At 32.8% G+C, this 12,933-nt stretch carries 17 protein-coding genes; all 17 read right to left on the reverse strand.

Annotation, left to right across the window (positions count from 1 at the left end; translation table 11 throughout):
• Window position 1: 1 nt before the first annotated feature.
• The 17 genes from flhF to CLOST_RS14255 are packed head-to-tail and all read right to left on the reverse strand — an operon-like array spanning window position 2 to window position 12,926.
• Window positions 2-1,228 (reverse strand): flagellar biosynthesis GTPase FlhF, encoded by a 1,227-nt coding sequence (gene flhF, locus CLOST_RS08705; RefSeq protein ID WP_013361931.1) that lies wholly within the window; start codon window positions 1,226-1,228, stop codon window positions 2-4.
• Entirely contained in the window at window positions 1,228-3,255 is a 2,028-nt protein-coding gene (gene flhA / locus CLOST_RS08710) for a flagellar biosynthesis protein FlhA (RefSeq protein WP_013361932.1), read from the reverse strand. The genes flhF and flhA overlap by 1 nt, the downstream gene beginning before the upstream one ends.
• An 8-nt stretch (window positions 3,256-3,263) precedes the next feature.
• Window positions 3,264-4,355 carry a flagellar biosynthesis protein FlhB gene (flhB, locus tag CLOST_RS08715; RefSeq protein WP_013361933.1) on the reverse strand — a complete coding sequence of 364 codons (1,092 nt, stop codon included), beginning with the start codon at window positions 4,353-4,355 and terminating at the stop codon, window positions 3,264-3,266.
• A gap of 3 nt (window positions 4,356-4,358) precedes the next feature.
• Window positions 4,359-5,147 (reverse strand): flagellar biosynthetic protein FliR, encoded by a 789-nt coding sequence (fliR, locus tag CLOST_RS08720; protein WP_013361934.1) that lies wholly within the window; start codon window positions 5,145-5,147, stop codon window positions 4,359-4,361.
• Between the two features lie 11 nt (window positions 5,148-5,158).
• Window positions 5,159-5,428: a flagellar biosynthesis protein FliQ gene (gene fliQ / locus CLOST_RS08725; protein ID WP_013361935.1), complete on the reverse strand. Its 270-nt coding sequence runs from the start codon at window positions 5,426-5,428 to the stop codon at window positions 5,159-5,161.
• 11 nt (window positions 5,429-5,439) lie between these two features.
• Window positions 5,440-6,228, reverse strand: coding sequence for a flagellar type III secretion system pore protein FliP (gene fliP, locus CLOST_RS08730; RefSeq protein ID WP_013361936.1), 789 nt, complete (start codon window positions 6,226-6,228; stop codon window positions 5,440-5,442).
• Window positions 6,218-6,499, reverse strand: coding sequence for a flagellar biosynthetic protein FliO (locus CLOST_RS08735; protein WP_013361937.1), 282 nt, complete (start codon window positions 6,497-6,499; stop codon window positions 6,218-6,220). The genes fliP and CLOST_RS08735 overlap by 11 nt, the downstream gene beginning before the upstream one ends.
• Window positions 6,499-6,861 (reverse strand): response regulator, encoded by a 363-nt coding sequence (locus tag CLOST_RS08740; RefSeq protein ID WP_013361938.1) that lies wholly within the window; start codon window positions 6,859-6,861, stop codon window positions 6,499-6,501. Before CLOST_RS08740 ends, CLOST_RS08735 begins: the two co-directional genes overlap by 1 nt.
• 19 nt (window positions 6,862-6,880) lie before the next feature.
• Window positions 6,881-8,044, reverse strand: coding sequence for a flagellar motor switch phosphatase FliY (gene fliY, locus CLOST_RS08745; RefSeq protein WP_041487167.1), 1,164 nt, complete (start codon window positions 8,042-8,044; stop codon window positions 6,881-6,883).
• The gene (gene fliM / locus CLOST_RS08750; RefSeq protein ID WP_013361940.1) at window positions 8,034-9,032 is read right to left on the reverse strand and encodes a flagellar motor switch protein FliM; all 999 of its coding nucleotides are present in this window, start codon (window positions 9,030-9,032) and stop codon (window positions 8,034-8,036) included. The genes fliY and fliM overlap by 11 nt, the downstream gene beginning before the upstream one ends.
• 15 nt (window positions 9,033-9,047) lie before the next feature.
• Complete coding sequence (locus CLOST_RS08755) at window positions 9,048-9,473, reverse strand: flagellar basal body-associated FliL family protein (protein ID WP_013361941.1); 426 nt, start codon at window positions 9,471-9,473, stop codon at window positions 9,048-9,050.
• Between the two features lie 21 nt (window positions 9,474-9,494).
• A complete protein-coding gene (locus CLOST_RS08760) occupies window positions 9,495-10,145 on the reverse strand; it encodes an OmpA/MotB family protein (protein WP_013361942.1) in 651 nt (216 codons plus the stop codon).
• Window positions 10,108-10,239: a flagellar motor protein MotB gene (locus CLOST_RS14100; protein ID WP_013361943.1), complete on the reverse strand. Its 132-nt coding sequence runs from the start codon at window positions 10,237-10,239 to the stop codon at window positions 10,108-10,110. Before CLOST_RS14100 ends, CLOST_RS08760 begins: the two co-directional genes overlap by 38 nt.
• Entirely contained in the window at window positions 10,239-11,021 is a 783-nt protein-coding gene (locus tag CLOST_RS08765) for a motility protein A (protein ID WP_013361944.1), read from the reverse strand. The genes CLOST_RS14100 and CLOST_RS08765 overlap by 1 nt, the downstream gene beginning before the upstream one ends.
• A gap of 3 nt (window positions 11,022-11,024) precedes the next feature.
• Complete coding sequence (locus tag CLOST_RS08770; protein WP_013361945.1) at window positions 11,025-11,234, reverse strand: flagellar FlbD family protein; 210 nt, start codon at window positions 11,232-11,234, stop codon at window positions 11,025-11,027.
• 11 nt (window positions 11,235-11,245) lie between these two features.
• Complete coding sequence (locus CLOST_RS08775) at window positions 11,246-12,502, reverse strand: flagellar hook protein FlgE (RefSeq protein WP_013361946.1); 1,257 nt, start codon at window positions 12,500-12,502, stop codon at window positions 11,246-11,248.
• 37 nt (window positions 12,503-12,539) lie between these two features.
• Window positions 12,540-12,926 (reverse strand): flagellar hook assembly protein FlgD, encoded by a 387-nt coding sequence (locus CLOST_RS14255; protein ID WP_013361947.1) that lies wholly within the window; start codon window positions 12,924-12,926, stop codon window positions 12,540-12,542.
• Window positions 12,927-12,933 lie beyond the last annotated feature (7 nt).

Consider the following 12,933-nt stretch of genomic DNA (forward strand, 5'->3'; position numbering starts at 1 on the left):
CCTAGATCTCCCTTAAAAATTCATTTACAAACTTATTAAAATCAAAGATTTCTATATCGTCTGGAACATTCTGTCCATAGGTAATGTAAGAAACTGGTTTATTTGCTGCATTTATAATATCAAAAACTAATCCTTCTCTAGATGTTTCATCCATCTTTGTAATTACTATGCTGAAATCATCAATAAAACTATATGCTTCTAATATATCTTTTATATCTTCTTTATTAAAATTCGCACTTAGAACAAGAAAAACCTCTTTTTCATCAATACTTTCTATTATTTCTTCTAATTCAATCATGTGGACTTTGTTTCTATGACTTCTTCCTGCTGTATCAATGAATATTGAATCTCTGCTTTCAAGTCTTTTAACAGCTTCAGATACATCAGCCTTATCATATGCAACCTCTATAGGGCAATTTAATATCTCTGCGTATGTTCTCAACTGCTCTACTGCAGATATTCTATATGTATCTAGAGTCATAAACCCAATACGTTTGCCTTCTTCAATAGCTAAATTTGATGCTATCTTTGCAAGAGTAGTTGTTTTACCAACTCCCGTTGGTCCAACAAACACGTTATATTTCTTTAAGAATTTCATGTTATTTTCACTAAAATTATTAAATCTTTCATTGATCACTTTAAATATACTGTCTCGATTACAATCATTGTACTTTGATAATGCTTCATTGACTATTTCTTCCGAAAGTAAACTAGATATCCCTTTTTCTACCAGTTTATTTGAATGCTTTGTTTTTAACTCATGAATTACTTCATCTTCTTCTGTTTTAAATGTCTGAACAAATCTCTCATTTAGGTCTTTTATCACAGTCTTTATTTCATCTATGTCTTTTGTTATGTCGGCATTGCTACTTACCTTATTAACCTGCATCGGTTTTTGATAAATTTTATTTACTTCTTTAAATGATACATCATTTTTATCATTTTTTCCATCTATATATGTTGGGATTTTAATATTTTCAATACTTGTATTAGCAGATTCAAATCTAGGCGGCGATGTTTCTGTAGATTTAGTTTTAGTTACTTTAGAACTAGCTTTATCAGGTTCTATAGCAGCAAGAACTTCGACCATATCTTTCTTAAAAAATCCTAGAAATCCTTTTGATTTTGTTTTTTTAGTCTGTAATATTATAGCATCATTACCCATTTCTTTTTTTACTAATGCCATAGTTTGTGTTACATTCTCTCCAACAAATTTTTTTATCTGCACTACACACTCACCGTCCCTATAGACTGGATTTTTGTTTTTGGGTCTATTTCATTATATGATAAGACTATTATATCATCACTTATCTGTTCTACAAATTTTTTAAAATAAAATCTTACTACAGGGGCAGTAACAATTAATGGTTGCTCCCCTATAGATAATACCTTCTCAACTTCTTTTCCTAAACTAGTAACTAGTTTTTGAGATATACTAGGTTCTAGAGCCATATATGTACCCGTTTCTGTAGTTTGAAGCGATTCCATAATTATTCTTTCAAGATCAGGGTCAAGTGTTATTACTTTTGCATCATCTCGAGAAATAAATTGTTTCGTTATGGATCTAAACATCATTTGCCTAGAATATTCAGTAAGCATATCTGTGTCTTTAGTAACTTGTCCATAATCTGCTAATGCTTCCATAATATTACTGAAGTTCCTAATAGAAACTCCTTCTCTAAGTAGATTTGATAAAACTTTTTGTATATCACCAATAGATAGTAAAGATGGTATAACTTCATCAACAAGTGTAGGATGCGTTTCCTTAAGATTGTCAAGAAGCATTTTAACATCTTGTCTTCCTATTAATTCATGTGCATGTTTTTTAATAACTTCAGTTAAGTGAGTAGATATAATCGATGGTGGGTCTACTACCGTATATCCAAATATTTCTGCTCTTTCACGCTCTTTCTCATCTATCCATTTTGCAGGAAGTCCAAATGCCGGCTCAATTGTATCTATACCTTTTATTTCTCCATCAGCAATACCTGGATTCATAGCTAAATAATGGTCAAATAGTATTTCACCTCCAGAAACCTCTACTCCTTTAATTTTTATTACATATTGATTAGGTTGTAGTTGTATGTTGTCTCTTAATCTAATCATAGGGACTACAATACCTAATTCTAATGCGCATTGGCGCCTTATCATGACTAATCTATCGAATAAATCTCCACCTTGAGATTTATCTGCAAGAGGAATTATTCCATACCCAAATTCCAGTTCAATAGGATCTACATTAAGTAATGGAAGCACATTTTCAGGTCTTCTAATTTCTTCGACGTTATCTTGTTCTTCTCCTATTTCTGGAGTACGCTCTTCAATTCTAGATCTTCTTAGCATGTTTAGTCCAGAACCCAAAAATACCAATGATAACAACATATATGGAATAAATGGAAGTGGAGTAAGCGCTAAGAAGAATAAAACTCCAGATATAATAAACATTATTTTGTAGTTATTAAAAAGCTGATCTATAAAGTCTCTACCAAGGTTAGATTCAGATGTAGCCCTGGTAACTACTATACCTGTTCCAGTAGAAATAAGTAATGCTGGAATCTGTGAAACAAGTCCGTCACCAACTGATAAAATCGTAAATCTAGATAATGCTTCTGCCATTGGCATTCCTTGTATTAATACCCCAATAACAAATCCTCCAATTACATTAACTAGAGTAATTAGAATTCCAGCTACAGCGTCTCCTTTTACAAATTTCGAAGCTCCATCCATAGCGCCATAAAAATCAGCTTCACCTTGAATTTTTAATCGTCTATTTTTTGCTTCTCTTTCATCAATAAGACCAGTATTTAAATCTGCATCTATTGCCATCTGCTTTCCTGGCATAGCATCTAGCGTAAATCTAGCCGCTACTTCAGCTACACGCTCTGAACCTTTAGTTATAACCATAAATTGTACTATTACAATAATTATAAAAACGACAAATCCTACTACAGGATTTCCTCCCATAACGAAATTTCCAAAAGCTTCTATAACTTGTCCTGCATTACCCTCAGACAAAATATACCTAGTTGTAGTAATATTTAATGAAAGTCTAAATAATGTTGTAATTAATAGAAGAGATGGAAAAACAGAAAAATCTAAAGCTTCTTTGTTATACATTGAAATAAGTAAAATAAGAAGAGCCAAGGATATGTTAAGGCTCAACAGTATATCTACTAAAAATAATGGTATTGGAATAATAATCATTAATATTATAAAAATTATTCCAATGGTTATTGCTATATCCCCTGATTTCATAGAGCCTCCTATATTTTTTCTTTTAGTGAGTAAACGTATGCCAAAATTTCTGCTACAGCTTCATAGAGCTGTGGTGAAATCATTTGTCCAATTTCTACTTCTTTATATAATGCCTGAGCTAATGGCTTATTTTCAACAACAGGTATATTCACTTCTCTTGCTTTTTGCTTAATATTTTGAGCAATCAAATTTTTTCCTTTCGCAACAACATATGGAGCTTCAAATTTATCCTCATCATATTTTATAGCCACAGCAAAATGAGTAGGATTTGTAATAATAACGTCTGCTTTAGGAATTTCTTGCATCATTCTTCGCATTGCAGCTTGCCTTTGCTTTTCTTTAATTTTAGACTTAATCTGAGGGTCTCCTTCTGATTGCTTGTATTCTTCTTTTATCTCTTGCTTTGACATTTTTAAGTTTTTCTCATAATCGTATCTTTGATAGAAGAAATCTAAAATAGCAATTACAGTAATTGCAAATGTCATTCTTATAGCAAGATTAATTGATAATTCGAATATCATATATGAAAACTGAATAGGTTTAAGCTGCTGACTTTTTAAAACAAGTCCAATATTTTTTGCAAGATAACTATATCCCACAAAACCAACAACTCCAATTTTTAATAATGACTTTACTAATTCTACAAATGACCTCATGCTGAACATTCTTTTAAATCCTTCAATTGGATTTAATCTTTCAGGTTTTATTTTTAGCGTCTCTGTAGTAAATAAATTTCCAACCTGAATTTTTGATGTTATGAAAGCTGCTACAAATCCAACTCCTATTACTATCACTACAGCCTTAGTTACATACATTATCATATAAATTAAAATTTTATATCCACCTATACTTTCATTTAGTATATCTGTATATAATAAATCTCTAAAAAAATAAGTGGCTTCTGTTATTGTTCGAAACATAAAGCCACCTGAATATTTAAGCGCAAGAACTGAAGCCATCAATGCCGCTGCAGTATTTATTTCTCTGCTTTGCATCACTTGGCCTTTTTTTCTAGAATCTTGTTTTTTCTTAGGTGATGCTTTTTCAGTTTTTTCTTCTGTGAATAATTGTAAATCAATAATTAGTTTTACATCAGTCATATTTTATCCTTTAACAACCTCTAAAAATAAATATAAATATTCGTATATATTCATCAGTATTTTTCTTATTACTTCACCAATATAAGGTAGTGAAATTATGAAAATTATAAGTCCTAAAAAAATTTTAAATGGCATACCGACTATAAATACATTCATCTGTGGCATAATTTTCGCCATAAATGCTAGAAGTAAGTTTCCCAAAAAGATACTAATAATAATAGGTATTGCTATTGTAATAGCGCTTACAAATATATAGCTTACTAGCTTCGACGTAAAATTTATAAAATTATCATTAGATATTTGGGCACTTCCAAGTGGCAGTATGTAAAAGCTATTAATTATGGCTCTCATAAGGTAATGATGACCATCAATGTAAAGAAATATCAGATATGCAAAAATATCTAGAAATTTCGATGTAACTGTGACTTGACCTCCTATTTGAGGATCATATACTTGTGACATAGAAAGACCTAATTCCATATCAATAATTGCTCCAGCAGATGCAAAAATAGAAAAAAAGAGCTGAGCGATTAAACCTAAACCCAACCCAGTTATGACTTCTTTAAATGACATAAATATTAATTCAGGCGATCCTATTGGAGTCGAAATCTCAAAAACTAAGAAAGGTAATATTATGTAAGAAACTATTATACTGAGCCCGATTTTTACGTACAAAGGAATTCCGTTTCTTCCGTATACAGGTGCAACTGATATAAACCCTATAACTCTAGATAGGATTAGTAAAAATACATTTATCGAAGTAATGACTGTAGTGAATAATTCGTTTATCATATGCTATCCAATCATTTAATAAATTTATCAATATTTTCAAATAAATTTTGAGTAAAATTGACCATAGAAGACATCATCCACGGGCCAAAAACTACCATCGATAACATCACTGCAACTATCTTAGGAACAAAAGCCAGTGTAGCTTCTTGTATTTGGGTAGTTGCTTGAAAAACACTTACTATCAGACCAACTAGCAAACCAATTATTAACATAGGAGCTGAGAGTAATAATACCATCGTTAGCGACTGTTGCATTATCCCAACAACAAGATCCATGTCCATTATTATCCCTCCTAATTAAATCCAACTATTATAGACTTGATAACCATATCCCAACCATCGACTAAAACAAAAAGTAAAATCTTAAATGGAAGTGATATCATCATAGGTGGCAACATCATCATACCCATTGACATAAGTGTACTTGCAACAACCATATCTATAACAATGAAAGGTATAAACAATAAAAATCCAACCTGAAAACCCGTCTTAAGCTCACTAATTATAAATGCTGGAATAATTACAGTATTTGGAATATTTTCAAGAACAAGGTCTTCACTATTTGCCAGTTCTTCATTCTTCGACAAATCCATAAATAACTTAATATCTTTTTCTCTAGTTTGCTTCATCATGAACTCTCTAACGGGCACCATTGCAGTTTCAAATGCTTCTTCTTGAGTTATTTCATTATCAAAATAAGGTCTTAGAGCCTCTGAATACACCTCACTTCCAACTGGCGCCATAATAAAGAATGTTAAAAAAAGCGAAAGCCCTACTATTACTTGAGAAGGTATCGCTTGCTGCACCCCCATAGCATTTTTTAAAAACGATAAAATCACTATTACTCTTGTAAACGAAGTCATCATAATTAAAATACTTGGAAGTAATGTTAGAACTGTAAATAGCATTAACATCTCTATCGAATTACTTAAATCACGTGGATTCTCTGATCCATTTATCTCTAAAGAGATGTCAGGTATATTAGTTGTCAGATTTTCTGCATATACAAATTTAAAGCTAAATATAAAAAAAACAAAAAAAATTCCTAAACATAAAAAAAGTCTTTTCGATTTAATTGCCATAATTATCCATTTCCTCTGTTTTAATCCTATCAATTATTTCTACATTTTGCTGAGTTGTAGCTATTAAGTATTCATTATTTTTATACTTTACAAGGAAAATAGCCTTATCTCTGGCTAGAGGAACCTGTTCAACAATTTTAATCTGTTTTTCTTGATTTATAAAATGGTTCCTCTTTGCCCAATAAACAGTAGCATACTTTGCTCCAAATAATATCGCAATAAAAATGCCTAGAGAAACTATTATCCTTAGTATCTCCAAAAACAAATCCATTATCCTATTACTTTTCTAACAGCTTCTATGATTCTATCAGCTTGAAATGGCTTTACAATAAAATCTTTTGCTCCTGATTGAATAGCTTCAATAACCATTGATTGTTGCCCCATAGCAGAACACATTATCACAGCTGCGGAAGGATTAACTTTTTTTATTTCTTTAACAGCCTCAATCCCATCCATTTCTGGCATAGTAATATCCATAATTACCAAATCAGGATTTAGCTCTTTATATTTTTCTAACGCCTTTAAACCATTTTCTGCTTCACCAAGAACATCATACCCATTTTTTACTAAAATATCCTTTAGCATCATTCTCATAAATGCTGCATCATCAACTAATAATATTCCTTTTGCCACTTTATTTTCCTCCTTAAAATCATATACTTCTAAGTCTTTTTTCTGCTTTTATAATATCTGTTATCCTTATTCCATAATTCTCGTCAATTACAACGACTTCCCCTTTAGCAACTTTCTTTCCATTTACCATTATATCAAGAGGTTCTCCTACAAGTCTATCTAATTCTAAAATGCTTCCAGGTGTAAATTGAAGAATATCATCAATTGGCTTTGTTGTTCTTCCTAGTTCTACAGTTACTTTTAGTAATACATCTTTTATAAGATCAATGTTTTCAGGTACATTTCCTGTTCTCTTATTCGGTGAATCAAAGCTCGCAAAAGCTGCTGGTTTAACTTTTACATTCTTCTGCTTTTTAGGCGGCTTTTGAGGCTCATAATAACTGTCATCATCATCCTCTTCATAATATTCATCATCTTCAATATCATCCGAGTAATCTTCCTGAACTTGTGGCTCAACTTGTTTAGCGACTTGAGGTTCGATTGTTTCAGTTACTTGCTCTTCCTCCTCTGATTCTCCATAAAGCATTCTATTAACCAATGCTCTTGCAAAATCAATAGGTAGGATTTGCATTATTGTGCTATCAATTAAATCGCCTACAGTCATTCTAAAGGATATACATATTATAGGTTCATCAGCTGACAATAATTCAGGGTCTAATTGACTATCTGAAAAATTAACTTTTGAAACAATAGGTGGAGTTATATCAATTTTCTTAGCTAACATCTCTGATAGAGAGGTGGAGGACGAGCCAATCATTTGGTTCATAGCTTCACTTATTGCACTAAGATGAATTTCGTTAAGCTCTTCAGGAATATCTGACTTACCATCTCCTCCTAACATTAATGAAGTAATAATTTTCACATCATCTTCCTTAAGAATTAGTAAGTTCATACCTTCAATACCTATTCTGTAGTTGACCTGAACAGCTATGAATGGTAGAGGATAACTGCTTGCGATAGCTCCTATTGTCGTCTCTTCTACTCTCGGCGTAGTTATTTGAACTTTATGGCCCAAAAGAGTGAATAAAGTTGTGGCAGCAGTTCCCATGCTAATATTACCAATTTCCCCTATTGCGTCTATTTCCATATCATTTAGGCTTTCATTTTTTGGTTCATCGCTCTTAGAGTCGGAACCAGTCATTAGCGCATCAATTTCCTCTTGAGAAAGCATGTCATTCATCATAGTCTTCATCACCCTTTTCTACCACTTTTGTAATCTTAAATGCCATATTATTTTTAAGTGTCCCTGGTCTTCCAAGGTACTTAGTTTTTCCTTCAACATGTAGTTCTAAATCTTCATCAATTTTTCTAGAAAGCTTAATTACGTCACCCTCTTGAAGATAAATAAATTCTTCAACTGTTATGTACGTATCTCCTACAACTGCATTAATATCAATATTAGCTCTTTTTACCCTAGTTTCCAAATATCCTTTATCATCTTCATTAAGTTCTTTTTTTACTGTTGAAAACCAGAACTTTGTAGAAAGATTTGGAAGAATCGGTTCTAAAACTATATGAGGCATACAAATATTCATTAGCCCTTCAATATCTCCAACATTAGCCCTAAGAGTAATAAGTGCTACTGTTTCATTTGAAGATACAATCTGAGCAAATTGAGAATTGGTCTCTATTTTATCTAGCTCAGGATCAAGCTCAATCACATTCTCCCAAGGTTCTATAAGTAGTCTAGAGACATTTGCCATCAGTTTATTTAGTATAGTAGTTTCAATCTCAGTAAATGGTCTACTTTCAGATTCATATTTTCCATTTCCGCCTAAAATTCTATCTATCATAGTAAAAGCTAACCTATTAGACATTTCGAATATTATCTGGCCTGGTAAAGGCATAAAATCTATAACAGATATTAATGCAGGATTAGATATTGAATTATTAAATTCATAATACGAAAGCTCTTCTACTGATATTACATCTATCTGAGTTATAGACCTTAAGTACCCGGATAAATATGTATTTAAAATTCTAGAAAAATTCTCATGAATCATGTGAAGAGTCTTTAGCTGATCTTTAGCTAACTTCTTAGGGCTTTTAAAATCATATTTTTTTATTTTACTTTCTTTTGTCTCTTCCTTAATATCGGAAGCGTCTATTTCACCTGAGCTAAGCGCCGACAGTAAGGAGTCTATTTCACTCTGGGATAATATATCAGCCAAATGTCTTCACCTCTCTTACTGTATAATATAGTCCGTAAAATACACATTGCTAATATCATTAGTTCCAATTATTTCAGAAACTTTTTTAGTAATGTCCTTTTTAATATTTTCAATGCCACTTTCGCTCATCATAGTTTTAACATCCTGAGATATTAAAACAGAAAGAATATAATCTCTTATAGGCTCTACATTCTGCTCTATCAATTTTGGTGTCTTTTTGTTTGTAGTTTCTATTACAATCTTGCCTTTAAAATATCTTCCAGAGCTTCCTATATTTGTAGAAAAATCGCCTAAATCATATTTATACGTATCGATTTTCTTTGGAGAGCTGTCCGAAGGAGCTGGCGCTCTAAAAAATACTAAATACAAAGTTGTAGCAAAAACCAAAACTGATACCACAAATACAGCTATCGAAAATGTTGCAAGTTTTTTATTGTCCATTAGTTCACCTCCTAAGAGAATTTATTGGTTTTTTGAAGAATCTTTATAATGAACAGTCTTTAAAATCAATATATCAACCCTTCTGTTTTTTGCTCTGTTTTCAGCAGTATCATTTTGTGCTACAGGATGATACTCGCTATATCCAGATGCCGAAATCCTCTTAGGGTCCATATTATTATTTTCAACTAAAAATCTAACCACATTGCTAGATCTTCCTACAGAAAGTTCCCAGTTCGAAGGGTATCTCGGGCTATTCATAGGAACATCATCCGTGTGACCTTCAATGCTTATGAACTTGTCTTTGAAATCTTCAGCGTTAAGAAGTTGAGCTATATAACTCATTATCTCTAATGATTCAGGTTTCAAGTCTGCGCTTCCTGAATCAAAAAGTATATTATCTTGAAATCTAAGTAAAAGTCCAGCCTCCTCTTCCAAAACTGTAACACTCTCTGAAAGCTGATTTTTATCTAAGTATTCTTGGATAGTATCCTCTAACTTTTGAAAATTTTGCATTTCAAGAACTTCGCTCGATGTATTTTCATCCATTAATCCACTATCAAGCATCGGAGCATTTTGAACTGTCGTTCCTCCGTCTAGCACTCCTAAAGCTCCACTAAATGATTGAATTATCGCTTCAAATTTTTTGGCATCTATCGATGAAAAAGAGAACAAAAGAACAAAGAAGCAAGGTCATCATATCTCCGTATGTAAGCATATATTCGGCAACTTTTTGCTTGCACTCTTCTGGCTTTTGTTTCTTAGCCATTAATCTTCTCCTCCATTTCCAGCTCCTATTCCAACTCTCATAGAAGGTGGTAAAAACGCTTTAAGCTTTTCTTCTATAATTCTTGGATTTTCTCCAGCTTGAATAGATAAAAGTCCTTCAACCATTATTTCTCTTTCTAATATTTCTTCTCCACTTTTTACTTTAAGCTTATTTGCCATAGGAGTAAAAAATAAGTTGGCTATAAGTGATCCATACAGTGTAGTGATTAAAGCTACCGACATTGATGGACCTATAGTTGATGGGTCATCCAGACTTCCAAGCATATTTATAAGACCGATAAGCGTACCAATCATACCAAATCCCGGTGCTGCTGTTGCCATTGATTCAAACAAACCTTGACCTGCTTTATGACGTTGCTCGATAAAATCAAGTTCCGTTTCAAGAAGGTTCCTAACTAGTTCTGGATCAGTTCCATCTACAACTAACATAAGCCCTTTTTTTAAGAATTCATCATCCAAAGCTTCAGTAGCTTCTTCAAGAGATAATAATCCTTCTTTTCTAGCTTTATTTGCTAATGTAATAATATCATTAATTATTTTACTTGGATTAGAGTCCCTATTAGCAAATGTTTTTTGAGTCAGCTTTATTATATCTTTTACTTGAGGTATAGGAAAAGCAACTAATGTGGCTGCAAGTGTACCCCCTACAACAATCATAATAGAAGCAGGATCAAGGAAGGCCCCTATGCTTCCGTTAAGCATAATCGAAACTATAATCAATATCAAACCCGAAACTATACCAATAATAGTGGATAAATCCACGGTCTACACCTCACTTTGAATGACTTTAATTGCTGCATTTACTAAAGCACTATATTTTATTACCTTATCTATGATTTCATCAACTGATTCTCTAACGACAAGCTTATGACCTGTCGTTAGAGATATAACTGTATCAGGATTAGCTTCAACTGTCTCTATCAAACTACTGTTTAGAACATATTCTTCACCATTTAATCTAGATACTTTTATCATAAAAGCCTCCGTTAACGCTTAAGATTAACAAGCTCTTCAAGCATCTGGTCAGTAGTTGAAATGATACGAGAGTTAGCTTGGAAGCCTCTTTGAGTTACTATCATATTTGTAAATTCTTTACCTAAATCAACATTTGACATTTCTAATGCACCAGGTTGTAATCCACCATTTCCACCTGTTCCAGGCTTATTTACCTGAGGGTCTCCAGAGTTAGCAGAGCTTCTATATAGATTCCCGCCCATTTTTACAAGTCCTGCTGGATTTGCGAAAATAGATGTAGCTACTTGTCCTAGAATTTTTGTTCTACCATTTGAAAATACACCTTCAACTTCTCCTTTTTGACCTATTGCATATGAAGTAAGTACTCCTACAGGAGAACCATCTTGAGAACGCATTAGCGCACTTGAATCTGTTCCATACTGCGTTAAAGCTGATAAATCAACATCAAAAGTAACTGGCGATGCTCCATTAGTAGGTGTCAAAGTCATATTTAATGTTTTAACAGATGCTGCAGTTAATTTACCAGTAGATGGTTCAAAAGCAATAGATACAGGCGTTCCAGCTGGGCTCGGTGGAGTAGTAATAGGAGTTGGAGTCACATTCCATGTATTAGCTGCTGTTTTTGTGAACTCTAATCTAATTTTATGACTTGTTCCCAATGAATCATTTACTGTAATTTCCGTTTGTCTTTCTATAGTTGGCGGAGTAGTTGAACCCGTTAAAACAGCTCTAGCATCTAAATTTCCTTCCATCACTACATTTGTAGTTGCAATCGGAGGTATGCTATCAGCTAAAGGAACCACTATCCCTCCAACTTCATTACCTACATTACCAGCATCATCTGTTTTATATCCTAGTACTCTAAGTCCATCTGCATTTACAAGATTTCCATCTTCATCAATATCAAAGTTTCCTGCTCTTGTATAGTACATTCCGTTGTCAGTGCCATCAGCAGAAACCATAAAGAAGCCTTCTCCATTTACCATTACATCGAGTCCTCTATCTGTTCTATCAGGTACTCCCGTTGTAAATAGAGTATCTATAGAAGATAAATCCATTCCTAGCCCTACTTGTTGAGGATTCGTTCCACCTCTACTAGCATCTGGGCCACTTGCTCCTCTAAGCATTTGGCTTAGTGAATCTTTAAATGTTACACGACTTGACTTATATCCAATTGTGTTAACATTCGCTATATTATTACCGATAACGTCCATTCTCAGCTGGTGGTTTCTAAGAGCTGATACCGCTGAGTTCATTGATCTCATCATAAGCTGTTCCTCCTCATTATATCCTTTAAATAGTTAATTAATCATTTTCTTTTAGTTCTTTTATAGCTAGAGACAACTCTTCAATTTTTTTTACCAATTCTTTATGTCCATCTACATAGTTGTTATTAAACATTTTAATTGTGTCAAATAAAGCTTTTTGTGTATCTTGCATTGTTTTATCTAGTCCTGCAAAACTAGTGTTTAAGTTTTGCATTTGCTCTAATGATGAAAAACTTGCCATTTGACTCAAAAATTCTTTGTCATCAGTAGGATTAAGTGGATCTTGATGACTAAGTTGGGTAGTTAGCAGTCTTAAGAATGCATCTTTTCCAAGCTCAGAATTTACTTGTCTAGTATAGTTTTTTTCTGTGCCTGTGTTTGTTATTGGGGTAGGATTCACTGTATTAGTAGTATTTGTACTCATGTTAACC

Source organism: Acetoanaerobium sticklandii (genome assembly GCF_000196455.1).
GTDB classification, from domain to species: domain Bacteria; phylum Bacillota; class Clostridia; order Peptostreptococcales; family Filifactoraceae; genus Acetoanaerobium; species Acetoanaerobium sticklandii.